The following is a 21,752-nucleotide window of genomic DNA, read 5'->3' as shown; positions in this document are numbered from 1 at the left end:
GGTCGGGCACGGGCCCGGACGAGACACGGAGGAACCCATGAGCAGCAGCACCACCGCGAAGCCGGGCCGCACGGCACCGCGCAACCGCACGCACTACCTCTACATCGCCGTCATCGTGGCGGTCGCCCTCGGCATCCTGGTCGGCATCGTCGCGCCCGACTTCGCCAAGGAGCTCAAGCCGCTCGGCACCGGCTTCGTGGCCCTGATCAAGATGATGATCCAGCCGGTCATCTTCTGCACGATCGTGCTCGGCGTCGGCTCGGTGGCCAGCGCCGCCCGCGTCGGCAAGGTCGGCGGCCTCGCGCTCGGCTACTTCATCACGATGTCGACCTTCGCCCTGGCCATCGGCATGGTCGTCGGCAACATCCTCAAGCCCGGCGACGGCCTCCAGCTCGACGAGTCGGCCGCCTCGGCCGGCCAGGAGCAGGCCGCCGGCGCCCACAGCAGCACCGCCGACTTCCTCGTCGGGATCATCCCCGACTCGATGCTGTCCTCGCTGACCTCCGGCGAGGTGCTCCAGACCCTGCTCGTCGCGCTGCTCATCGGCTTCGCCCTGCAGCGCATGGGCCGCAGCGGCGCCCCGATCCTGCGCGGCATCGAGCACGTGCAGCGCCTGGTCTTCCGGGTGCTGGCCATGATCATGTGGGCCGCCCCCGTGGGCGCCTTCGGGGCCATCGCCGCCGTCGTCGGCGAGACCGGCGTCGGTGCGCTGAAGTCGCTGGCGGTGCTGATGATCGGCTTCTACATCACCTGCGCGCTCTTCGTCTTCCTGGTGCTCGGCACGCTGCTGAAGGTCGCCACCGGCGTCAGCGTGTTCAGCCTCTTCAAGTACCTCGGCCGCGAGTTCCTGCTCATCGTGTCGACCTCCTCCTCCGAGTCGGCCCTGCCGCGCCTGATCGCCAAGATGGAGCACGCCGGCGTCGACAAGCCCACCGTGGGCGTGGTCGTGCCCACCGGCTACTCCTTCAACCTCGACGGCACCGCCATCTACCTCACGATGGCCTCGCTCTTCATCGCCGAGGCCCTCGGCGACCCGCTGTCGATCGGCGAGCAGATCTCGCTGCTGTTCTTCATGATGATCGCCTCCAAGGGCGCCGCCGGCGTCACCGGCGCCGGCATGGCCACCCTGGCCGGTGGCCTGTCCTCGCACCGCCCCGAGCTCGTCGACGGCGTCGGCCTCATCGTCGGCATCGACCGCTTCATGTCGGAGGCCCGCGCGGTCACCAACTTCTCGGGCAACGCGATCGCCACGATCCTCATCGGCCACTGGACCGGCGGCCTCGACCGGCCCCAGCTCGACCGCGTGCTGAGCGGGCAGGACCCCTTCGACGAGACCACGATGATCGACGACCACGGCGACGACGCCCACCTCGACCAGGCCGAGGTGGCCCCCGCCGGGCCCGCCGGCCCGGTGCGCCCCACGCAGTCGGTCTGACCCGCACCTCCGCTCGACCACCGGACCCCCGTCGCACCCGCGACGGGGGTCCGCTGCGTCGTGGGCCACCCACCGCGACCGCTCCCGCAGCACGCGCTCGGGGTGCCCGGATCGGGGTCCGGCGGGCGATACCGTACCGACCATGGCCACCCCCACCCCCCAGTCCGCCGAGGGGTCGCCGCTCCTCGCGTGGGGGCGGCGCGCGGCCGAGACGCTGTGGCGGCTGCTGGTCGCCACCGTGGGCGCCTGCCTGCGCTTCCGGGTGACCGGCCTGGCCGCCGAGGCGGCGTTCTTCGCCGTCGTCTCCGTGCCGCCCCTGGTCTTCGCCCTGGCGGGGGCGATCGGCTACGTCTCCGAGCAGTTCTCCGCCGCCCAGGTGGCCGACGTGCGCGCGGCGATCCTCGAGATCTCCTCGCGCGCGCTGACCGAGGGCGCGGTGCGCGACGTCATCGAGCCCACCATCGACGACGTCCTGGGCGGCGGCCGCTTCGACGTGGTCTCGCTGGGCTTCGTGCTCGCGCTCTGGTCGGGCTCGCGCGCGCTCAACGTCTTCGTCGACACCATCACGATCATGCACGGCCTGGGCGGCCACCGCGGGATCGTCAAGACCCGCGCGCTGTCCTTCGTGCTCTACGTCCTGGCCATGATCACCGGCGTCGTCTCGCTCCCGCTGGTCGTCGCAGGCCCGAGTCTCGTGGGCCGCTGGCTGCCCGATCGTGCCGAGGTGCTCATGCACTTCTACTGGCCGCTGGTGCTGGTGCTGTGCATCTGCTTCCTGGCCACGCTCTACCACGTGTCGGTGCCCGTGCGGACCAACTGGAGCTTCAACCTGCCCGGTGCGGTCTTCTCCCTCGTGGCGTGGATCGCGGGGTCCTACGCCCTGCGCTGGGTGCTCACCGTCACCGCGTCGGACTCCCGCTCGATCTACGGCCCGCTCGCCGCACCGATCGCGGTGCTGCTGTGGCTCTACCTCGTCGCCATCGCGGTGCTCATCGGGGCCGCGGTCAACGCCGCCTTCGACACCGTCTTTCCCCAGTCGACCACCTCCCGGGCCCGCACCGAGCTGGTCGCCCGCCTGCGCCAGCGGCTGACCCGCGAGCGCGCCGACGACGGCGAGCCGGACGCACGCCCCGCCACCGAGCCGGCCAGCAGTCCTGCCGTCGGTCCGGCGTCACCCGCAGCGCCACCCGCGGCACGACCCGCGGCACGACCCCCGGCAGCGTCCCCGGCTCCGCCGGGGGGCCACGAGCCGCCTCCCACCCAGCCGCTGCGTGCGCTGCGGCGCGGGTCGGCGGTCCCCGAGCCGGGGCGGGTCGGCGGCGGCGCGGGCCGGGTCGACTAGATTCGGCGCGTGCCCGACGTACCCGAGCCCACCGCGGGCGGCAAGCGCGGGATGATCTCGCTGCCCGACCGCCAGCGCAGCCCGCTGTGGGAGCTGGGGCGGCGCCTGCTGCTGGCCACCGCGATCCTGGTCGGCACGGTGCTGCTGGTCTACTTCGACCGCGAGGGCTACCGCGACGGCAACGACCCCGGGTCGAACTACGCCGTCGACTTCAAGGACGCGATCTACTACACGACCGTCACCCTCAGCACGACCGGCTACGGCGACATCGCGCCGGTCTCGGAGACCGCGCGCATGGTCAACGCGTTCGTCATCACCCCGGCCCGCATCGCCTTCCTGGTGCTGCTGATCGGCACCACCCTCGAGGTCCTCGCCTCGCAGGGCCGCGAGCTGTTCCGGGTCTCCCGGTGGAGGAAGCGCATGCTCAAGCACGTCGTCGTCATCGGTTACGGCACCAAGGGCCGCAGCGCGGTCGACACGCTGATCAACAACGGCCTCGACCGCGAGAGCGTGGTGGTGGTCGACCCCAGCCCCGCGGCGCTCCAGGACGCCCACGCCGACGGGCTCGCGGTCGTCACCGGGGACGCCACGCGTCGTGAGGTGCTGCGCCGCGCCGGCTGCGCCACCGCCGAGCAGGTCATCATCACCACCGACCGCGACGACTCCAACGTGCTGGCCACCCTCACCGTGCGCCAGCTCAACCCCGACGCGTGGATCGTCGCGGCTGTGCGCGAGCAGGAGAACGCGCCGCTGATGAAGCAGTCGGGCGCCGACTCCGTCATCACCTCCTCCGACGCCGTGGGCCGCCTGCTGGGCCTGTCGTCGATGTCGCCGACGCTGGGCTCGGTGATGGAGGACCTGCTCACCTACGGCGACGGCCTCGAGGTCGCCGAGCGCGACCTGCTGGTCAACGAGGTCGGCAAGCAGCCGCAGTCGCTGCCCGACCAGGTCATCGCCGTCGTGCGCGACGAGAAGGTCTACCGCTACTTCGACCCGGTGGTGACCCGGCTGGCTCGTGGCGACCGCCTCGTCGTCGTGCGACCGGCCAAGGAGCTGCCGTGGGCGCCGCGCCCCGGCACCCACAACGAGGAGTTCGCCACCGAGGACTGACCCGTCCCCGGCCGCCCGACCCCTCCCGCACGTCGAACAGGTGTTCGGTCGTGTGGGACGATGGGGAGGTGAGCAGCGGAGCGCGGCAACGGCGGGGCGACGCGCCCCCGGGGCGCCCCGGACGACGCCCGCCCGGGTCCTCCGGCGGCCCGACCCAGCCCTCGCTGGGCGTCTCGGCGCTGCACGGCACGGCCGGGGGAGTGGAGGACTGCCCCGTGCGCCACTGCTGGGTCTCCGGTGCCGTCGACGTCGACGGTGTGACCCGGCCCGGGATGCTCGTGGAGTGGCGGCGCGGCGCGGGCGGCTGGGAGGGGCTCGTCGTACGCCCCGAGCGCCGGGCGCCCGGGGTGTGGGTGCTGGTGCAGCAGTGGGTGCCGGCGCGCCTGCTCAGCCCCCGCTGAGGCCGCCTTGCCCTCCCGTGTCGTGTCGGGCCTCCCGCGTGGCCCGTCGCCGTCTGTCAGTGCGCCCGCGCCTCCCGAGTCGTCCTGGCCGACAACCGGTGGGCGCTGCTCGGCCTCGTGCTGCCCGTGGCCGGCGGGCTGCTCCTGCTCGGCTGGGTGCGCCAGCGACAGGGGCTGCGGGCCCTGGGCCTGCTGCTGGCCTCGTCGGTGCGTTTCTGCCGTTCTGGCTCGACGGTGTCACCCCATGAGACCGGCGCTCGCACGTCGCGCACCGGTCCGTGGCTGTTCGAAGCCGACTCCGGGTGGACCGCGTCGCGCTCGTGCGGGAAAGCAGAAGGCCCCGCCTCCCTGGGAGGGAGCGGGGCCCAGACCTGCGGTGTAGCTGTGGTGGGCGATACTGGGTTTGAACCAGTGACCTCTTCCGTGTCAAGGAAGCGCGCTACCGCTGCGCCAATCGCCCGAGGTGGAGACGGGATTTGAACCCGTGTAGACGGATTTGCAGTCCGTTGCCTCGCCTCTCGGCCACTCCACCGCTGGAGGTCAAACCAAGAGAGAGACCTCTCCGAGCGGACAACGAGACTCGAACTCGCGACCTCAACCTTGGCAAGGTTGCGCTCTACCAACTGAGCTATGTCCGCTTGCTTCCGACGTTCCCGTCGGCGTGCGGTGAAACAGTAACCCAACGCCTGAGGCGTGCCAAATCCGGGTGTCGGGCGTGTTGCGGGGGCATGTCCGGCGGTCGTCACGGGGCCCTGGGAGCCTCCGCCGGCCCCCCTGTCGGCCCGTGTCGCGGGGTGCCTGCGCCCTCCTAGAGTGGCGGCCATGCGCGCCTGGATCGACGGTCACCTCCTGCCCGACCCCACCGCCCCCGCCGTCGGGGTCACCGACCACGGCCTCACCGTGGGTGACGGGGTCTTCGAGGCGGTCAAGGTCGTGGAGGGGCGTCCCTTCGCGCTGACGCGCCACCTCGAGCGCCTGCGCACGAGCGCCTCCGGCCTCGGGCTGCCGCCGGTCGACCTCGACCTGGTGCGCCGGGGCGTCGCGGCGGTCCTGGCCGAGGAGCACCTCGCGCTGGGTCGCCTGCGCATCACCGTCACCGGGGGACCGGCCCCGCTGGGCTCGGGTCGCGGCGACGCGGCGCCGACCGTCGTCGTCGTGGCGGCGCCGATGCCGCCGGCGGCCGCGCAGGTGGCCGTGGCGACCGTGCCGTGGCCGCGCAACGAGCGGGGCGCGCTGGCCGGGCTGAAGACCACGTCGTACGCCGAGAACGTGGTGGCCCTCGCCGAGGCGCACCGGCGCGGCGCCGACGAGGCCGTGGTGGCCAACCTGGCCGGCCACCTGTGCGAGGGCACGGGCTCCAACGTCTTCTACGTCGTCGACGGTGAGCTGCGCACCCCCACGCTGGCCAGCGGCTGCCTCGCCGGGGTCACGCGGGCGCTGGTGCTGGAGTGGTTCGGCGGGCAGGAGGTGGACGAGCCGATCGACGTCGTGCGCTGGGCCAGCGAGGTGTTCCTGGTGTCGACCACCCGCGACGTGCAGCCGGTCGCGCGCTGGGACGACGTCGACCTGCCCGCGCCGGGGCCGGTGACCCGCGCGGCGCAGGCGGCCTGGCGCGAGCGCGAGACGAGCATGCTCGAGGAGGCCCGCAAGCCGGGCGACTGAGCCGGCGCGACGCCCGCGGGGCGGACCCGGACGGGCCCCGATGTGTGGGTCGGCGCGGGATGGGTTATCGTTTCCGCCGCATCACCGCGGGCGATTGGCGCAGTGGTAGCGCGCTTCGTTCACACCGAAGAGGTCACTGGTTCGAACCCAGTATCGCCCACCAGATCACGCACGAGGCCGGTCCCCACGGGGCCGGCCTCGCGGCGTTCCTGGGCCGCTCGGTCAGGGCCGTCCGGCGCCGCGTGGGCCGGAGCGGCGAGGTGTGTCCCGCCGCTCCGGCCGCTGGTGAGTCCCCCCGGTCACCGGCACGGGTCCAACGAAGCGCCGCGCAAGCGGTTACGCCCCGGTCGCCTCATCGGTGCGTGCGTCCTGCCGACGCCGCGATGTGGTCCGAGAGGGGGAGGACGTCCGTGCCGGCGGGCGTCCGGGCGCCGACGACCCGCCCTCCGACGAGGCCCCCGCCCTGCGTCGTGGCCCCGACGGCGTGCCGGCCCGCCGAGCGACGGGCGGCGTCCGGGTCGTCCGGCGGCGGTCCCATCAGCCCCACGCGTCACACCGGTCGGCCCGGACCCGCACGTGTCGCCCCGCGCGTGGGTCGACAGGTGCGGGTTTCGCCAGCCGGCTGGCGAAACCCGCGGGGCCGGCCACCTCCCTCAGTGGGTGAGCTTGAGACCGGCGACGCAGGCGACGATGCCGAGCAGGAGCAGCACCCGCACGACGGAGACCGGCTCGGCGCCGGTGGCCATGGCCCAGCCGGCGGTGGTGGCGGCGCCGATGCCGACCCACACGGCGTAGGCGGTGCCGACGGGCAGCTCGCGCAGGGCCCAGGAGAGGCCGGCCATGCTGGCGGCGGCGGCCACGAGGAAGACGGCCGCGGGCCCGAGGCGGGTGAACCCCTCGCTGCGGTCGAGGGCGGTGGCCCACACGGCCTCCAGGACACCGGAGACGACGAGGACGATCCAGGACATGGTGAGCTCCTCGGGCATCGTCTTGTCGCTGGCCGGGTACGACGCGCCTCGTCCGGGTGCCGGTCTGGCGCGGCCATCGTGGCACGCCCGCGTCGCTGGCCCAAGGCGGTCCGCCCCGCGCCCGCCACGCCCCTGCCCACGCGTCCGCCCACGCGTCCGCCCACGCGTCCGCCCACGCGTCCGCCCACGCGTCCGCCCACGCGTCCGCCCACGCGTCCGCCCACGCGCCGGCACGGCGACGGCACGGCACCGGCGTGGCGACGGCCACGGAATCAGCGCCGGCCGGGCGGGGTTGGAGCCAGCATGACCACCATCGGACTCATCGGAGCAGGCAACATCGGCAGCACCGTCGCGCGACTCGCGGTGCGTGCCGGACACGACGTCGTCGTCAGCAACAGCCGCGGGCCGGAGACGCTCTCCGACCTCGTCGCCGAGCTGGGCGAGCACGCCCGCGCGGCGACCGCGACCGAGGCGGCGGAGGCCGGCGACGTCGTCGTCGTGACCATCCCGCTGAAGAACTACCGCGAGGTGCCGGTCGAGCCGCTGCGCGGCAAGGTCGTCATCGACACCAACAACTACTACCCCGAGCGCGACGGCCACATCGCCGAGCTCGACGACGAGTCGACCACGACCGCCGAGATGCTCCAGGCCCATCTGCCGGAGTCGCAGGTCGTGAAGACCTTCAACAACATCTACTTCGAGCACCTGCTGCGCCTCGCGCGCCCCTCCGGCGACCCCGAGCGCAGCGTGCTGGCCATCGCCGGCGACGACGCCGCGGCCAAGCGGACGGTGACCGAGGTGCTCGACAGCCTCGGCTACGACGCCCACGACGCCGGCCCGCTCAGCGAGGGGTGGCGCTTCCAGCGCGACACCGCGGCCTACGCCGACCTCTACGCCGGCGAGCGCGGCTTCGACCCCGAGGGCGGTCGCCGCGTCGACGAGGCGTTCCTCGTCCAGCAGCTCGACGCGGCGAAGCGCTACCGCGACATGGCCTGACCCTCCCGCACCACGGGCGCCACCCGCCACGCCCCGACGCCGGCCGGTGCGCGGGCGGAGGCGGCGTACGACGAGCGCGGCCCGCGCGGCCCCGGACAAACCCGGGAGCCGCGCGGGCCGCGCTGTCGTTACCCTTGACCCGGCTCGTCCGAGCCGCCCGCCGGCCCGTGGCCGGTGGCGCCGCCCCACCGTCAGGAGACCCCCGTGCCCGACCTCAAGATCGCCCTCGTCCACGCCGGTGAGCGTGAGGTGCGGGAGGTCACTGCGGGCACCAAGGCCTGGGAGCTGTTCACCGACGACACCTCGATCATCGCCGCCCGGGTCGGGGGCGAGCTCAAGGACCTCTCCCACCCGCTGAGCGAGGGCGACGAGGTCGAGGGCGTGGCCATCGACTCCGCCGACGGCCGCGACATCCTGCGCCACTCCACCGCGCACGTGATGGCCCAGGCCGTGCAGCAGCTGTTCCCCGAGGCCAAGCTCGGCATCGGCCCGCCGGTCACCGACGGCTTCTACTACGACTTCGACGTCGAGACCCCCTTCGTGCCCGAGGACCTCGCCAAGATCGAGACCGCGATGCGCAAGATCGTCAAGGAGGGTCAGCGCTTCGACCGCCGCGTCACCACCGACGCCGACGCGATCAGCGAGCTGGCCGAGGAGCCCTACAAGATCGAGCTGATCGGCCTCAAGGGCTCCGGTCGCAGCGACGACGCCGCCGAGGGCGCCAGCGTCGAGGTCGGCGCCGGCGAGCTGACGATCTACGACAACGTGCGCCGCAACGGCGACGTGGCGTGGTCTGACCTGTGCCGCGGTCCGCACCTGCCGACCACCAAGCGCATCCCGGCCTTCAAGCTGATGCGCTCGGCGGCCGCCTACTGGCGCGGCGACGAGAAGAACAAGCAGCTCCAGCGCATCTACGGCACCGCCTGGGAGACCAAGGAGGCCCTCGAGGAGCACCTGCACCGCCTCGAGGAGGCCGAGCGCCGCGACCACCGCAAGCTCGGCCGCGAGCTCGACCTCTTCTCCTTCCCCGACGAGATCGGCTCGGGCCTGCCCGTCTTCCACCCGCGCGGCGGCGTGATCAAGCGCGAGATGGAGGACTACGTCCGCCTGCGCCACATCGAGGAGGGCTTCGAGTACGTCGGCACCCCCCACATCGCCAAGGAGGGGCTCTTCCACACCTCGGGCCACCTGCCCTACTACGGCGAGGGCATGTTCCCCGCGCTCGACGTCGACGGCATGGACTACCGCCTCAAGGCGATGAACTGCCCGATGCACAACCTGATCTTCGACGCCCGCCAGCGCTCCTACCGCGAGCTGCCGCTGCGGCTCTTCGAGTTCGGCTCGGTCTACCGCCACGAGAAGTCCGGCGTCGTGCACGGCCTGACCCGCGTGCGCGGCTTCGCCCAGGACGACTCCCACTCCTACTGCACCCCCGAGCAGGCGCCGGGCGAGGTCAAGCACCTGCTCGACTTCATGCTCAGCGTGCTGCGCGACTTCGGCCTCGACGACTTCTACCTCGAACTGTCGACGCGCGACGACTCCAAGCCCGACAAGTTCGTCGGCTCCGACGAGGACTGGGCCGCGGCCACCGCCGTGCTCGAGCAGGTCGCCACCGAGTCGGGCCTCGAGCTCGTGCCCGACCCGGGCGGCGCCGCGTTCTACGGCCCCAAGGTCTCGGTGCAGGCCAAGGACGCCATCGGCCGCACCTGGCAGATGGGCACGGTGCAGTACGACTTCAACCAGCCCTCGCCCGACCGCTTCAACCTCACCTACGTCGCCCCCGACGGCTCGCGCCAGCAGCCGGTGATGATCCACTCCGCGAAGTTCGGCTCGATCGAGCGCTTCCTCGGCGTGCTCGTCGAGCACTACGCCGGCGCCTTCCCCCCGTGGCTGGCCCCCGTGCAGGTGCAGGCCATCCCGATCGCGGAGCGCCACGCCGACTACCTGCACGACGTGGCCCGCCGCATGCGCACCCAGGGCCTGCGCGTCGAGGTCGACGACTCCGACGACCGGATGCAGAAGAAGATCCGCAACGCCCAGCTGCAGAAGGTGCCGTTCATGATGATCGCCGGCGACGACGACCTCGCCGCGGGCGCGGTCTCCTTCCGCTACCGCGACGGCCGCCAGGACAACGGCGTGCCGCTCGAGGAGGCGATCGCGCGCGTCGCGGCCGCCGTGGAGTCGCGCGAGCAGGTCTGAGGCCGGGTCGTGGGCCGGGTCGTGGGCCGGGTCGTGGGCCGGGTCGTGGGGGAGCGGGCCGCCCGGGGCCGGCGTACGTCGGGCCGCACGGGCGCCCGGTCGGCCGCGGCGCTGGCCGCGCTCCTGGCGCTGAGTGCCTGCGCGGGCGGGTCCGGCGGCTCGGGGGGCGACGTCGCGCCGCGCGAGCAGGCCGAGCAGCGCGTGGCCGCGGGCGAGCCACCGCTGGTGGAGCCACCGCACTCGGCCTCGCCGGTGGACCCCGGCGCCAGCGGCGGCCGTGGCGACCCCGACGCGCCCGACCCGCAGGACCTCGAGGACCTCGCGGCGCTCGCCGAGGGTGAGGCCCGTGCGCAGGAGCGCCGCGTCCCGGCCTTCGACGGGCCGGTGCTCGGCGGCGACATCAGCTGGCCGCAGTGCCCCCGGGGCCTCGGCATCCCCGAGAAGCGCACGCTGGGGCTGCCCCCGCCGCTGCCGGAGGCGCGCTACGTCGTGATCGGGCTGACCAACGGCCCCGGCTTCGTGGCCAACCCCTGCCTGGCCGACCAGGTGGCCGAGTCGCGCGAGCGCGACCTGCTGGTCTCGGCCTACGCCGTGTCGTCCTTCCCCAGCGCCGCCGAGCAGGAGACCCACGGCGCCGACGGCCCCTACCCGGCCGGCTCGCGGCTGGGGCGGCTGGCCAACACCGGCTACCAGCAGGCGCGCTACAACGTCGCGTCGATGCGCGCGGCCGGCCTGGAGACCCCGGTGGTCTGGATCGACGTCGAGCCGGTGCCCGACTTCGAGTGGAGCAGCGACCCCACCGCCAACGCCGCGGTGGTGCAGGGCGTCGCCCGGGGCTACACCGACGCGGGCTACCGGATCGGGGTGTACTCCACCCCGCTGCTGTGGGAGCAGGTCGTCGGCCCCCTGGAGCTCGGCCTGCCCGAGTGGCGCGCCGCCGGCCAGACCTCGCGCGCCGAGGCCGCCTCCCGCTGCGGAGACGACTGGGTGATCCAGGGCGGTGAGGCGGTGATGGGCCAGTGGGTGGAGGCCTCCCGCGACCAGAACGTCACCTGCGGCGACGTGCACCTCGACCTGGGTCGCTGGTTCCACCGCTACTGACGCGCCGGCGCCCGGCGCCCGGCGGGACGGCGTGGCGCCCTCACCCCTCCGGTGGTTACCGACGGGTAAGTGCGACGTGGTGTCGCGCTCACCATTTACACCGACACGGTGTCGCACTAACGTCCGTGAGACTGCAGCACGAGCCCCGCAGCAGCGTGGCTCCGGCCACGACGACGACGCCACGACGAGGTGCGAGATGACCGCGACCCCCACGCTCCACGACACCGGCGCCCCCGCCCGTGCGACGGCCTCCGCCGACGACGCGGCGGCGCGCGCCGAGCGCACGCAGGCCTACGAGCACCGGCTCCGCACGCTCTCCGAGGCCTCGGTGCACCAGCACTTCGACGCCTTCCTCGACATCGCCTGGGACGACCCCGACCACGCCATCCGTCTCGACGACCCGCGCTGGGTCCTGCCCAGCGTCGACGTGCTCGGTGGCACCGACTGGTACCGCTCGCTGCCGCTGGAGGAGCAGATCCGCGTCGGCATCTACCGCCAGGCCAACATCTGCAAGGTCGGCCTGCAGTTCGAGCAGATCCTCATCAGCGGCCTGATGAACTTCGCCTTCAACCTCCCGAACCGCTCGGCGGAGTTCCGCTACTCCACCCACGAGGCGACCGAGGAGTGCCACCACACCCAGATGTTCCAGGAGTTCGTCAACCGCTCGGGCCAGGACGTCCCCGGCGGGCGCCTGCTCTTCCGGATGGCCGGCCCCTTCCTGCCGCTGGCCGCGCGCTGGGTGCCGTTCGGCTTCTTCTACGGCGTGCTCGCCGGCGAGGAGCCGATCGACCACGTGCAGAAGTCGGTGCTGCGCGCGGGCGACGACATGCACCCGCTGCTGCAGCGGATCATGCAGATCCACGTCGCCGAGGAGGCCCGCCACATCGGCTTCGCCCACCAGTACCTCGAGCACCAGACGCCCAAGCTCACCCGCCGCCAGCGCGCGGTCCTCTCGGTGCTGGTGCCGGTCGTGATGCGGGTGCTGTGCGACGAGATCCTCGTGCCCAGTCGCCGGATGCAGCGCGACCTCGGCATCCCGCGCCAGGTGGTCAAGGACCTCTACTGGCGCGAGCCGGAGTCGCGGAAGTTCCTGCGCGACCTCTTCGGCGACGTGCGCATGCTCGCCGAGGAGACCGGGATGATGAACCGCGTCTCGCGACTGGTCTGGCGCTGGATGGGGATCGACGGCCGCCCCAGCCGCTTCCGCAGCGAGGTCGCCTCGGCCGCGGCCTGAGCCGCTCCCGAGCCGCCCCCGAGCCCTGCCACAGTCCGGCCGACCCCGGCCGGCACCCGAGCGAGCGGACCCCTCCCGTGCCCTACGTCGTCACCCAGTCGTGCTGCAGCGACGCCTCGTGCGTCGTGGCCTGCCCGGTCAACTGCATCCACCCCGCCCCGGGCGAGCCCGGCTTCGCGACGGCCGAGATGCTCTACGTCGACGCCGACTCCTGCGTCGACTGCGGGGCGTGCGCGACGGCCTGTCCGGTCGACGCGATCAAGCCGCACACCAGGCTGAGCGAGGCGGAGCTGCCGTTCCTCGACATCAACGCCGCCTACTTCGACGTCTTCCCCCACGCCGACCGCACGCCCCTGGCGGTGGTGGCCGCGCAGCGCCGGATGAATCAGCCGCGGCCGGTGCACGTGGCCGTCGTCGGCGCGGGGCCCGCGGGGCTCTACGTCGCCGACGAGCTGCTGCGCCACCCGGAGACGCGCGTCGACGTGCTCGACCGGCTGCCCACGCCCTACGGCCTCGTGCGCGCCGGCGTCGCGCCCGACCACCCGCACACCAAGCGGGCCACCACCCTCTTCGCCGCCATCGAGGCCGAGCCCGGTTTCCGGTACCTGCTGGGCGTGGGCGTCGGTGAGGGCCCGGGGGCCGCGGTCACCCACGCCGAGCTGGTGGCGCACTACGACGCCGTCGTCTACGCCGTCGGCGCGGCCAGCGACAAGGCGCTCGGCGTGCCGGGGGAGGACCTGCCCGGATCGCTGTCGGCCACCGACCTCGTCGGCTGGTACAACGGCCACCCCGACAAGCAGGACCTCGCGGTCGACCTCGGTCACGAGCGCGCGGTGGTGGTGGGCAACGGCAACGTCGCCCTCGACGTCGCCCGGGTGCTGACCGCCGATCCCGACGAGCTGGCCGGCACCGACCTGGCCCGGGTGCCGTGGGCGGTGCTCGCCGGCAGCGGGGTCCGCGAGGTGGTCGTGCTCGGGCGCCGCGGCCCCGACCAGGCGGCCTTCACCCTGCCCGAGCTGGTCGGCCTGGCCGCGCTGCGCGGCGTCAACGTCGTGGTCGACACCCAGGGGGCGGCGCTGAGCGAGGGCGAGGCCCCAGGCGTCGAGGGCGACCTGCGGCGTCAGGTGCTCGCCGAGCTCGCCTCCCGCACCCCCGACCCGGCGCTGCGCACGATCGTGCTGCGCTTCCTCACCTCGCCGACGCGGCTGCTCGCCGGACCCGACGGGCGGGTGGGCGGGATCGAGCTGGTGCGCAACGAGCTGGTCGCCGACGCCGCCGGGGTGCCGCGCGCGCGGTCGACCGGCGAGACCGAGGTGCTGTCCGTCGGGCTGGTGCTGCGCTCGGTGGGCTACCACGGCGAGCCCGTCGACGGCCTACCCCACGACGCCGCCACCGGCACCGTGCCGCACACCGCCGGACGGGTGGTCCCCGGCGTCTACGTCGCCGGCTGGGTCAAGCGCGGCCCCAGCGGCTTCATCGGCACCAACAAGGCCGACGCCCAGGAGACGGTGTCCACCCTGCTCGACGACCTCGACGCCGGCCTCGTCGCGGGGCCCGAGGCGTCCGTCGGGGGGCCGCGGTCGCACCGGGGCGACCTGGCCCGGGTGCTGCGGGAGCGAGGCGTCGCGGTGGTCGACCTCGCCGGGTGGCGCGCGATCGACGCCGAGGAGCGCCGCCGCGGTGCCGCTGCGGGGCGCCCCCGGACCAAGGTCGTCGACGTCGCGGAGATGCACCGGATCGCGGCGCAGACGGCGGACGCCCGGCCGCGCCGGCGGACCCTGCTCGGCGTACGGACCGCGGGCAGGGCCTGAGCGCGCGATCCCACCCGAGCCCCGGCCGAGCCCGGGCGCGCGGTCGGCGCTGCGACCAGCGCTGGGCTCAGCGCTTGCGGTCGGTGAGCTTCTCCACCCCGCTCGTCGCGGCGTCGGCCGCCTTGTCGCGCTTGGCTCCGCGCTTCTCCTTGAGGGACTTCCCGGACTTCTTCGACAGGGCTTGGCGCGGGGACTTGTCGCTCATGGCGGTTCCTCTGGTGGAGGGCCTGGATGGCCCCGTGCGATCGACAGTACGCCGGTGCCACGGGTTAGGGTTGTCAGCACAGCGACAGCGACGCGCCGACGGGCGCACGGGACGGGGTGGGGATGGCGTCGACCGAGCGCGGCCGCCCCGACGGGCGCCAGGCGCGCTGGGACCGCCACAACCAGGAGCGGCGCCAGCAGATCATCGACGCCGCCCTCGCGGTGATCGAGGCCGGTGAGCCCGGCGCCGAGGTCCAAGTGCAGCAGTACGCCGAGCAGGCCGGCCTCAGCCGCACCGTCATCTACCGCCACTTCGCCGACCGCGCCGACCTCGACCGGGCCGTGCAGACCGCGATCGTCGAGGGGCTGGCCGCCGAACTGCTGCCCGCCGTCACCCTCGACGGCACCATCCCCGAGATCGTCGGCCGCGTCGTGCGCACCTACGTCGACTGGGCCACCACCCACCCCGCGCTGCACCACGTGGCCGAGCAGGACACCTCCCTCGACGGCTCCGGCCCGCTCCAGCAGGGCATCGAGCGGATCGCCGCCCAGGTGGTCGAGGTGATCACCACCGCGGTCGACCTGCTCGACCTCGAGGTCAGCGAGGACGAGCGCGCCGCCCTCGACCCGCTGGTCTTCGGCCTGGTGGGGGCGGTCTTCGGCGCCGTGCGCCGCTGGATGGCCAAGCCCGAGCAGACCCCGCCCGCCCCGCTGCTGGTCGCGCTGACGACCGACTCGGTGTGGTTCATCCTCCAGGGCCACGCCCGGAGCCTGGGGCTGGAGCTGCGCTCCGACCAGCCCATCGAGCAGCTGCTCGAGCAGGCCTCCGCCGCCGTCGACGCGGCCGCGCGGGTCGAGACCAGCGACCTCGTCGACCTCCCGCCCGCCCGGGTCGAGGGCCCCCGGTGAGCGAGCGAGGAGCCGAGGACGAGGCGGTCCTGGTGCAGGACGGCATCGGCGAGCCCGACGGCCTCGACCGGCTGTGGACGCCCCACCGGATGGCCTACATCCGCGGGGAGAACAAGCCGGCCGACGCGACGTCGGGGGAGTGCCCCTTCTGCCGGATCCCCTCGCTGCCCGACGAGGACAGCCTCGTGGTGCACCGCGGCCGGCTGAGCTTCGTGCTGCTCAACCTCTACCCCTACGCGCCGGGCCACCTCATGGTGTGTCCCTACCGCCACATCGCCGACTACACCGAGACCACCGACGAGGAGGCCGCGGATATCGCCGACCTGACCCGCACCGCCATGCGCGTGGTGCGCTCGGTCTCCGGGGCGGGCGGCTTCAACATCGGCATGAACCAGGGCGAGATCGCCGGGGCAGGCATCGCGGCCCACCTGCACCAGCACGTCGTGCCGCGCTGGCCCGGCGACCAGAACTTCATGCCGATCATCGGGCGCACCAAGACCCTGCCCGAGCTGCTCGGCCAGACCCGCGCGCTGCTCACCGACGCCTGGCCCTCCTGAGCCGTGGCCCCTCCCGCGCCGCGCGACCGGCGTCCCGACCCCGCCGACGTGGAGCTGGCCGTCGCGCTGGTGCGCGACGCGGGGCGCCTGGCGCTGCGCATGCGCGGCGCCGGAGCCCTCGACACGACCCGCAAGACGTCGGTCTCCGACGTCGTCACCGCGGCCGACCACGCCGCGGAGCGGCTGGTGCTCGAGCGGCTCGCCGCGCTGCGCCCCGACGACGGCGTGCTGGGGGAGGAGGGCGCCGAGCGGGTCTCGCGCAGCGGCCGCACCTGGGTGGTCGACCCCGTCGACGGCACCTACAACTTCGTGCGCGGTCTCACCGGGTGGTGCTCGGCCCTGGCCCTGGTCGAGGGCGACCCCTCGCGCCTCGACGCCGCCCTGCTGGGGGCGGTGCACCACCCCCACGACGACACGACCTGGGTCGGCGGCCCGGCCCTGCCGAGCACGCGCGACGGCGTGGCGCTCGACCCGGTGGTCGACCGCACCCTCGACCAGGCCTGCGTGGCGACCTACCGCCACCCCCCGACCCACGCCACCCCGGCCGGCCTGGCCTGGAGCCACGCCCTGGCGCCCGCGGCGACGGTGCGGATGCTCGGGTCGGGGTCGATGGATGCCGCGCTGGCCGCCGGCGGCGTCGTCGACGTGGTCGTGCAGCACTCCGTGCCCGACTGGGACCGGCTGCCCGGCGAGGCGCTCCTGCGCGGGGTCGGGGGCGTCGCGCGCCACGTCGAGGCCGCGGGCCGGCGCTGGTACGTCGCCGGCGCTCCGAGCGCGGTGGCCGAGGTCTGCGACCGCCTGGCCGAGGCGGGTGCCGGCGCCGCGGCGCCGGGCCGCTAGCCTGCTCCCGCCATGATGGAACGTTTCCGCGCCTTCTGGACGAAGGTCATCGCCCCCGTCGCCCACCTCCTGATCCGCCTCGGGGTGAGCGCCGACGTGGTGACCCTCGTCGGCACCCTCGGGCTCAGCGCCGGCGCCCTCGTCTTCTTCCCCCAGGGCATGCTGCTCACCGGTGTGCTGGTCGCGACCGCCTTCGTCTTCAGCGACCTCATCGACGGCTACATGGCCCGGTCGCAGGGCAAGAGCAGCAAGTTCGGCGCCTTCCTCGACTCCACCCTCGACCGCATCGGCGACGGCGCGATCTTCATCGGGCTCTCGCTCTACTTCGCGGGCCCGGGCGACAGCACGCTCTACCTCGTGCTGTGCCTGGTCTGCCTCCTCATGGGGGCGGTGACCTCCTACGCCCGCGCCAAGGCCGAGGGCCTCGGCTTCACCGCGAAGGTCGGCATCGCCGAGCGCGCCGATCGTCTCGTGGCCATCCTGGTGATGACCGGGCTGAGCGCGATCTTCGACGCCCCGATCCTGCTGCACGTCGTGCTGTGGGCCCTCGCCGTGGCCAGCACGGTCACCGTGGTGCAGCGGATCTGGGTCGTGCGCCAGCAGGCACTCGCCGAGGTGTGAGGACCCTCTCGTCGAATGGGTCGGGCAGGTAAACGGCCGTAGAATTCGTCCCATGGCTGACACCGCTGGCACCCCGTCCGAGACCACCGGCACCGGCACCACCCGCGTCAAGCGCGGCATGGCCGACATGCTCAAGGGCGGCGTGATCATGGACGTCGTCACCGCCGAGCAGGCCAAGATCGCCGAGGACGCCGGCGCCGTGGCCGTCATGGCCCTCGAGCGGGTGCCCGCCGACATCCGCGCCCAGGGCGGCGTGAGCCGGATGAGCGACCCCGACATGATCGACTCGATCATCGAGACCGTCTCGATCCCCGTCATGGCCAAGGCCCGCATCGGCCACTTCGCCGAGGCGCAGGTGCTGCAGAGCCTCGGGGTCGACTACATCGACGAGTCCGAGGTGCTGACCCCGGCCGACTACGCCAACCACATCGACAAGTGGCAGTTCACCGCCCCCTTCGTCTGCGGCGCCACGAACCTGGGCGAGGCGCTGCGCCGCATCGCCGAGGGCGCGGCCATGATCCGCTCCAAGGGCGAGGCCGGCACGGGCGACGTCTCCAACGCCGTCATGCACATGCGCACCATCGGCGGCGAGATCCGCCGGCTCTCCTCGCTGCTGCCCGACGAGCTCTACGTCGCCGCCAAGGAGCTCCAGGCGCCCTACGACCTGGTCAAGGAGGTCGCCGAGCGCGGCTCGCTGCCCGTGGTGCTCTTCACCGCCGGCGGCATCGCCACCCCGGCCGACGCCGCGATGATGATGCAGCTCGGCGCCGAGGGCGTCTTCGTGGGCTCGGGCATCTTCAAGTCCGGCAACCCCCAGCAGCGCGCCGAGGCCATCGTCAAGGCCACGACCTTCTACGACGACCCCGACGTGGTCGCCAAGGTCTCGCGCGGCCTGGGCGAGGCGATGGTCGGCCTCAACGTCGACGAGATCCCGCAGCCGCACCGCCTGGCCGAGCGCGGCTGGTGACTCCCGGGCCCGCCGCGCCCTGACGGGCCGGCGGGTCGCCCGCCCCGGCGTCGGCTCGGCCGTCGCCGCCCGTCGCCGCAGGGCTCGGCGCAGGGCTCAGCGCAGTTCGGGGCAGGGCAGGCGCGCCCGGTCACGAGCCGTGAGGGCGTCGTAGTCGCCGACCAGGTCGAGCACCCGGCCCGTGGTGTCGAGGTAGGCGCGGAAGTCGTAGGGCGCGGCCGCCCAGTAGAGCTGGGGCTCCCCGCCGTCGGCGACGGTGTAGCGGCCCGACGGCTCGCCCATGAGGTCGACCACGACGCCCGACGGCGACCCGAGCTCGAGGTCGCACCACGCCGCGACCCACCGCGCGGTGACGGCGTCGTCGACGGTCCCGCCGCCGCGGGCCACCGTGGCCAGCACCCGCCACCGCGCGTCGTCGTAGGTCATCGTCACCGTCTGGTCGCGGCCGGGCAGGTCGGCCGCCAGCACGGTCCGCTCCGCGGTGGCCGAGGTGACCTCGAGGCCGGCGACGTCGGTCTCGAGGGTCTCGGTCGGCTCGTCCCACAGCACCCCGACGAAGCCGGTGCAGGGGTCGCCGAGGCCGGCACGACCCAGCAGGATCGCCCTGCCGCGCAGCTCGATCGTCAGCTCGGGCGCCTGCCGCGCACAGGCCCCGGCGGCGTCGCGCGCCGCGAGCGCCCCCAGCCACGCCAGGTACGCCGACTCCGCCGCCGTGCCGCCGCCGGGCGCACCGGGGCCCGCCGTCGCGCCCGCGTCGGATCCCGCGTCGGACCCGGCGTCGGACCCGGCGGAGGGTGCACCGGTGTCGGCGGGGGCGGTGGCGACCGACGGTTCCGCCGGGAGCGTGGCGGTCCCGCGCGGAGTGCCGGGGTCGGTGCAGGCGCCGAGCCAGAGGGCGGGGGCGAGGAGCAGCGCCGCGACGGCGACGCTGGCCCGGGTCATGGCGTCAGCCTGCCACGCGGCGCACACCCCCGGCGGCGCACGGACGGGCGGGCCCGTCCGGGTCATGCCACGACCCGCGCCGCGCACCGACGGGCGGGCCCGCCCGGGCCATGCCAGGACCCGACCGGGTGGACCGGGTGGACGGACGGGTCATCGACGCGCGGAAGCCTCCGACGGGCGCGGCGCCGACCGATGGGCACGGGGAGCCGGCTGCCGCCAGGGAGCTGCCGGAGCCAGGAGGGCGTCGACGTGCGCACCATCGTCAAGGGATCACTCGCCGCGGGCGCAGGCGTCGTGCTGCTGCTCGGCGGAGCCGGCACGCTCGCGGTGTGGACCGACGCCGAGGACCTCCCCGGCACCGGCTCCACCAGCGGCTACCTCGACCTCACCGACCCGGTCTGCGACCCGTGGGAGCTCGACGGGGGCGCTGCGTTCACGACCCAGCTGATCGTGCCGGGCGACGAGCTCAGCCACCGCTGCACCTTCACCCTCGACGCCGCGGGTGAGCACCTGTCGGCGACCTTCGAGACCTCCGACCCCGTCGTGACCGAGACCAACGCGCTGGTCGACGACCTCGTGGTCTCCACCGCCTACACCGTCGCCGGCGTCCCCGTCGACCCGGAGGCCGGCGGGGTGGCGGTGCAGGACGGCGACGTCGTCACCGCGGTGGTGACCGTGTCCTTCCCGCTGGGGTCCGACAACGCCAGCAACGTGCCGACCGCCGGGCTGCAGGCGACCCTCGAGGACATCACGGTCACCGCGACCCAGGGCCACTCCGGCTGAGGCCGTGCGCGTCGTGACGTGGGTCCGTCGCGTCGCCCGGGTCGCGGCCTGGGCGGCGACACTGCTCGCGCTCGCAGCGCTGACCGTGGGGCTGGTCGTGCCGCGTCTCGCGGGCGGGTCGGCCTACACCGTGCTCACCGGCTCGATGCGGCCCGGGCTGCCACCGGGCACCCTGGTCGTGGTGCGGCCGGTCGAGACCGGCGAGCTGCGCACCGGCGACGTCGTCACCTACCAGCTGCGCAGCGACGAGCCCGCCGTCGTCACCCACCGCGTCGTGGCCGTGGGGGTCGACGGGGCGGGCGAGCTGCGCCTCACCACCCGGGGCGACGCCAACGACGTCGCCGACCCCGTCGCCGTGCGGCCCGAGCAGGTGCGCGGACGGCTCTGGTACGCCGTGCCGCACCTCGGCCACGTCGGGCGGCTGCTCAGCGGGGAGCAGCGGCGGCTGGCCGGCCTCGTCCTGGCCGGCCTGCTGCTGTCCTACGCCGCCTCGGCGTACGCCCGGGCGGTGCGGGAGCACCGCGCCGCGTCGTCGCGGCGCACCCCCGTCGCAGCGGGGCGGCACCGGGCCCCGGTCGAGCACCCCCGCGAGCGCGCCGATGCCTAGCCACCGCGCGACCCCCGCCCGCGGCGGGGTGCCCCGGCCGCTGCGGTCGCTGCGGGTGCAGGCGGCGCTCGGTCTCGCGGTCGTGGCCTGCGTCGCGACCACCGGCACCTGGGCGGCGTGGACCGACGAGGTGCCGGTCAGCGGCGCCACCGTCACCGCGGGGAGCATCGACCTGACCGTCGACGGCGGCAACGCGGTGACCGGCTACGCCTCGCTGTCGGTGGGGGCGATGGTGCCCGGGGGCAGCGTCGCGGCGGTGCTCACCGTGCGCAACGCGGGCACCGCCCCGCTGCGCTGGACCGCCACGTCGACCGCGACCAACGCCGACGGCAGGGGCCTGGCCGCGGCGCTGGCGGTCAAGGTGACCGGCGACACCGCGGTCTCGGGCAGCGCCCCGGCCACCACCTGCGCCGGCTCCGCCCTGGCCGGCGCGGGCTCCACGCTCGGCGGGGCGCTGGTCGGGACCGGTCGCACCCTGGCCCCCGCCACCACGGAGAAGGTCTGCGTGCAGCTGACCCTGCCCGGCACGGCGGCCAGCGGCCTGCAGGGCGCCACGACGGCGGTGACCCTCACCTTCACGGCCTCCTCGGACCTGTCGTGACCCCGCGGCACCGGGGCTGTCCACGTCCGCACGGCCGGGCCCGCGCCGCGGCGCACGCCACGCTGGCGGCGCTGGCGCTCGCCGCCTGCCTGCACCCGGCGCCGGCGCAGGCCGCCCCCTGGACCGACACCGTCGGCGTCATCGGCACCACCCTGGGCGCAGCCACCGTGCCGGCGCCGGCCACGTTCACCTGCGCCGGTCTGGGCCTCGGCAGCGTGCGGTTCACTTGGTCCGCGGTGGCGGGTGCGACGAGCTACACGGTCGCCTACGACGGCGGAGCCGGGTCGGTGACCACGACCGGCACCTCGGTGGACCTGGCGGGCCTGCTCAACGGGGGCACGGCCTGGGTGCGGGCCCACGTCGCCTACCCGTCGGTGACCTGGTCCTCGGTGCCCTCGACCACCCGCACCTACACCTTCGTCGTCGTGAGTCTCTGCGGCTGACCCGCGCCACCGCACCCGG

General features: G+C 74.3%; 22 protein-coding genes, 4 tRNA genes and 1 riboswitch. Of the genes, 20 read left to right on the top strand and 6 right to left on the bottom strand.

Annotation, left to right across the window (positions count from 1 at the left end; all coding sequences use genetic code 11):
* Positions 1 to 37 precede the first annotated feature (37 nt).
* The 4 genes from M3673_RS00635 to M3673_RS00620 all read left to right on the top strand — a co-directional run bounded on the left by M3673_RS00635 (position 38) and on the right by M3673_RS00620 (position 4,288).
* Positions 38 to 1,435, top strand: a complete 1,398-nt coding sequence (locus M3673_RS00635; protein ID WP_056862732.1) for a cation:dicarboxylate symporter family transporter — start codon at positions 38 to 40, stop codon at positions 1,433 to 1,435.
* A 142-nt stretch (positions 1,436 to 1,577) separates the two neighbouring features.
* Entirely contained in the window at positions 1,578 to 2,777 is a 1,200-nt protein-coding gene (locus M3673_RS00630) for a YihY/virulence factor BrkB family protein (protein ID WP_251530795.1), read from the top strand.
* Positions 2,778 to 2,828: 51 nt separating this feature from the next.
* Positions 2,829 to 3,887 carry a TrkA family potassium uptake protein gene (locus M3673_RS00625; RefSeq protein WP_056862988.1) on the top strand — a complete coding sequence of 353 codons (1,059 nt, stop codon included), beginning with the start codon at positions 2,829 to 2,831 and terminating at the stop codon, positions 3,885 to 3,887.
* Positions 3,888 to 3,955: 68 nt separating this feature from the next.
* Positions 3,956 to 4,288, top strand: coding sequence for a hypothetical protein (locus M3673_RS00620; protein ID WP_251530793.1), 333 nt, complete (start codon positions 3,956 to 3,958; stop codon positions 4,286 to 4,288).
* 385 nt (positions 4,289 to 4,673) lie between these two features.
* Here M3673_RS00620 and M3673_RS00615 read toward each other — a convergent pair.
* The 3 genes from M3673_RS00615 to M3673_RS00605 form a co-directional block, all read right to left on the bottom strand.
* Positions 4,674 to 4,748 (bottom strand) — tRNA-Val (locus M3673_RS00615).
* A 1-nt stretch (position 4,749) separates the two neighbouring features.
* A tRNA-Cys gene (locus M3673_RS00610) sits at positions 4,750 to 4,820 on the bottom strand.
* Positions 4,821 to 4,853: 33 nt separating this feature from the next.
* Positions 4,854 to 4,926, bottom strand: a tRNA-Gly gene (locus M3673_RS00605).
* Between the two features lie 184 nt (positions 4,927 to 5,110).
* Between M3673_RS00605 and M3673_RS00600 the strand changes: the two genes are divergently transcribed.
* Together M3673_RS00600 and M3673_RS00595 are read left to right on the top strand one after the other, a co-directional pair.
* A complete protein-coding gene (locus tag M3673_RS00600; protein WP_251530791.1) occupies positions 5,111 to 5,950 on the top strand; it encodes an aminotransferase class IV in 840 nt (279 codons plus the stop codon).
* 88 nt (positions 5,951 to 6,038) lie between these two features.
* Positions 6,039 to 6,113 (top strand) — tRNA-Val (locus M3673_RS00595).
* 490 nt (positions 6,114 to 6,603) lie between these two features.
* On the opposite strand, the gene M3673_RS00590 is transcribed toward M3673_RS00595, so the two are convergent.
* The gene (locus M3673_RS00590; RefSeq protein ID WP_193664255.1) at positions 6,604 to 6,918 is read right to left on the bottom strand and encodes a multidrug efflux SMR transporter; all 315 of its coding nucleotides are present in this window, start codon (positions 6,916 to 6,918) and stop codon (positions 6,604 to 6,606) included.
* 11 nt (positions 6,919 to 6,929) lie between these two features.
* A riboswitch (guanidine-III (ykkC-III) riboswitch) is annotated at positions 6,930 to 6,997 on the bottom strand.
* On the opposite strand from M3673_RS00590, the gene M3673_RS00585 reads away from it, so the two are divergent.
* The 5 genes from M3673_RS00585 to M3673_RS00565 all read left to right on the top strand — a co-directional run bounded on the left by M3673_RS00585 (position 6,997) and on the right by M3673_RS00565 (position 14,259).
* Positions 6,997 to 7,914 carry an NADPH-dependent F420 reductase gene (locus M3673_RS00585; protein WP_308196068.1) on the top strand — a complete coding sequence of 306 codons (918 nt, stop codon included), beginning with the start codon at positions 6,997 to 6,999 and terminating at the stop codon, positions 7,912 to 7,914. It overlaps the preceding riboswitch by 1 nt.
* A 204-nt stretch (positions 7,915 to 8,118) precedes the next feature.
* Positions 8,119 to 10,113 (top strand): threonine--tRNA ligase, encoded by a 1,995-nt coding sequence (gene thrS, locus M3673_RS00580; RefSeq protein WP_374108169.1) that lies wholly within the window; start codon positions 8,119 to 8,121, stop codon positions 10,111 to 10,113.
* 9 nt (positions 10,114 to 10,122) lie between these two features.
* A complete protein-coding gene (locus tag M3673_RS00575) occupies positions 10,123 to 11,214 on the top strand; it encodes a hypothetical protein (protein WP_251530788.1) in 1,092 nt (363 codons plus the stop codon).
* A gap of 196 nt (positions 11,215 to 11,410) precedes the next feature.
* Entirely contained in the window at positions 11,411 to 12,448 is a 1,038-nt protein-coding gene (locus M3673_RS00570) for a diiron oxygenase (protein WP_251530786.1), read from the top strand.
* 77 nt (positions 12,449 to 12,525) lie between these two features.
* Positions 12,526 to 14,259 (top strand): FAD-dependent oxidoreductase, encoded by a 1,734-nt coding sequence (locus M3673_RS00565; protein ID WP_251530784.1) that lies wholly within the window; start codon positions 12,526 to 12,528, stop codon positions 14,257 to 14,259.
* A gap of 67 nt (positions 14,260 to 14,326) precedes the next feature.
* Here the strand turns inward: M3673_RS00565 and M3673_RS00560 are convergent, their stop codons facing one another.
* Positions 14,327 to 14,464, bottom strand: a complete 138-nt coding sequence (locus M3673_RS00560) for a hypothetical protein (RefSeq protein WP_165699018.1) — start codon at positions 14,462 to 14,464, stop codon at positions 14,327 to 14,329.
* 122 nt (positions 14,465 to 14,586) lie between these two features.
* On the opposite strand from M3673_RS00560, the gene M3673_RS00555 reads away from it, so the two are divergent.
* From M3673_RS00555 to pdxS, 5 genes are read left to right on the top strand one after another with little or no spacing between them, the layout of a single operon-like run.
* A complete protein-coding gene (locus M3673_RS00555; protein WP_251530782.1) occupies positions 14,587 to 15,372 on the top strand; it encodes a TetR/AcrR family transcriptional regulator in 786 nt (261 codons plus the stop codon).
* Entirely contained in the window at positions 15,369 to 15,929 is a 561-nt protein-coding gene (locus tag M3673_RS00550; RefSeq protein WP_251530780.1) for an HIT domain-containing protein, read from the top strand. Before M3673_RS00555 ends, M3673_RS00550 begins: the two co-directional genes overlap by 4 nt.
* A gap of 3 nt (positions 15,930 to 15,932) precedes the next feature.
* Entirely contained in the window at positions 15,933 to 16,769 is an 837-nt protein-coding gene (locus M3673_RS00545) for an inositol monophosphatase family protein (RefSeq protein WP_251530779.1), read from the top strand.
* 12 nt (positions 16,770 to 16,781) lie between these two features.
* Complete coding sequence (pgsA, locus tag M3673_RS00540; protein ID WP_228942069.1) at positions 16,782 to 17,390, top strand: phosphatidylinositol phosphate synthase; 609 nt, start codon at positions 16,782 to 16,784, stop codon at positions 17,388 to 17,390.
* Between the two features lie 52 nt (positions 17,391 to 17,442).
* The gene (pdxS, locus tag M3673_RS00535) at positions 17,443 to 18,357 is read left to right on the top strand and encodes a pyridoxal 5'-phosphate synthase lyase subunit PdxS (protein WP_056862745.1); all 915 of its coding nucleotides are present in this window, start codon (positions 17,443 to 17,445) and stop codon (positions 18,355 to 18,357) included.
* Positions 18,358 to 18,453: 96 nt separating this feature from the next.
* Here the strand turns inward: pdxS and M3673_RS00530 are convergent, their stop codons facing one another.
* Positions 18,454 to 19,299, bottom strand: coding sequence for a hypothetical protein (locus M3673_RS00530; protein WP_251530777.1), 846 nt, complete (start codon positions 19,297 to 19,299; stop codon positions 18,454 to 18,456).
* Positions 19,300 to 19,548: 249 nt separating this feature from the next.
* On the opposite strand from M3673_RS00530, the gene M3673_RS00525 reads away from it, so the two are divergent.
* Genes M3673_RS00525 through M3673_RS00510 form a run of 4 tightly spaced genes read left to right on the top strand, consistent with a single transcriptional unit; the run spans position 19,549 to position 21,733 of the window.
* Complete coding sequence (locus M3673_RS00525) at positions 19,549 to 20,082, top strand: alternate-type signal peptide domain-containing protein (protein WP_193664238.1); 534 nt, start codon at positions 19,549 to 19,551, stop codon at positions 20,080 to 20,082.
* A gap of 4 nt (positions 20,083 to 20,086) precedes the next feature.
* Positions 20,087 to 20,689 carry a signal peptidase I gene (locus tag M3673_RS00520; RefSeq protein WP_251530775.1) on the top strand — a complete coding sequence of 201 codons (603 nt, stop codon included), beginning with the start codon at positions 20,087 to 20,089 and terminating at the stop codon, positions 20,687 to 20,689.
* The gene (locus tag M3673_RS00515) at positions 20,682 to 21,290 is read left to right on the top strand and encodes a SipW-dependent-type signal peptide-containing protein (protein ID WP_251530773.1); all 609 of its coding nucleotides are present in this window, start codon (positions 20,682 to 20,684) and stop codon (positions 21,288 to 21,290) included. Before M3673_RS00520 ends, M3673_RS00515 begins: the two co-directional genes overlap by 8 nt.
* Positions 21,287 to 21,733 carry a hypothetical protein gene (locus M3673_RS00510; protein WP_251530771.1) on the top strand — a complete coding sequence of 149 codons (447 nt, stop codon included), beginning with the start codon at positions 21,287 to 21,289 and terminating at the stop codon, positions 21,731 to 21,733. The genes M3673_RS00515 and M3673_RS00510 overlap by 4 nt, the downstream gene beginning before the upstream one ends.
* The last annotated feature ends 19 nt before the right edge of the window (positions 21,734 to 21,752 follow it).

Source organism: Nocardioides sp. P86 (assembly GCF_023712465.1).
Lineage (GTDB): Bacteria > Actinomycetota > Actinomycetes > Propionibacteriales > Nocardioidaceae > Nocardioides > Nocardioides kribbensis.
Note: the sequence above shows the minus strand (reverse complement) of the source record. Positions and strands in the feature narration are given on the sequence as shown.

What these genes read in the sequence shown, in the direction of transcription:
- M3673_RS00530 (WP_251530777.1), bottom strand. Translation starts at nt 19,299, where the DNA reads ATGACCCGGGCCAGCGTCGCCGTCGCGGCGCTGCTCCTCGCCCCCGCC.
- M3673_RS00560 (WP_165699018.1), bottom strand. Translation starts at nt 14,464, where the DNA reads ATGAGCGACAAGTCCCCGCGCCAAGCCCTGTCGAAGAAGTCCGGGAAG.
- M3673_RS00515 (WP_251530773.1), top strand. Translation starts at nt 20,682, where the DNA reads ATGCCTAGCCACCGCGCGACCCCCGCCCGCGGCGGGGTGCCCCGGCCG.
- pgsA (WP_228942069.1), top strand. Translation starts at nt 16,782, where the DNA reads ATGATGGAACGTTTCCGCGCCTTCTGGACGAAGGTCATCGCCCCCGTC.
- pdxS (WP_056862745.1), top strand. Translation starts at nt 17,443, where the DNA reads ATGGCTGACACCGCTGGCACCCCGTCCGAGACCACCGGCACCGGCACC.
- M3673_RS00570 (WP_251530786.1), top strand. Translation starts at nt 11,411, where the DNA reads ATGACCGCGACCCCCACGCTCCACGACACCGGCGCCCCCGCCCGTGCG.
- M3673_RS00635 (WP_056862732.1), top strand. Translation starts at nt 38, where the DNA reads ATGAGCAGCAGCACCACCGCGAAGCCGGGCCGCACGGCACCGCGCAAC.
- M3673_RS00630 (WP_251530795.1), top strand. Translation starts at nt 1,578, where the DNA reads ATGGCCACCCCCACCCCCCAGTCCGCCGAGGGGTCGCCGCTCCTCGCG.
- M3673_RS00590 (WP_193664255.1), bottom strand. Translation starts at nt 6,918, where the DNA reads ATGTCCTGGATCGTCCTCGTCGTCTCCGGTGTCCTGGAGGCCGTGTGG.
- M3673_RS00555 (WP_251530782.1), top strand. Translation starts at nt 14,587, where the DNA reads ATGGCGTCGACCGAGCGCGGCCGCCCCGACGGGCGCCAGGCGCGCTGG.
- M3673_RS00625 (WP_056862988.1), top strand. Translation starts at nt 2,829, where the DNA reads ATGATCTCGCTGCCCGACCGCCAGCGCAGCCCGCTGTGGGAGCTGGGG.
- M3673_RS00600 (WP_251530791.1), top strand. Translation starts at nt 5,111, where the DNA reads ATGCGCGCCTGGATCGACGGTCACCTCCTGCCCGACCCCACCGCCCCC.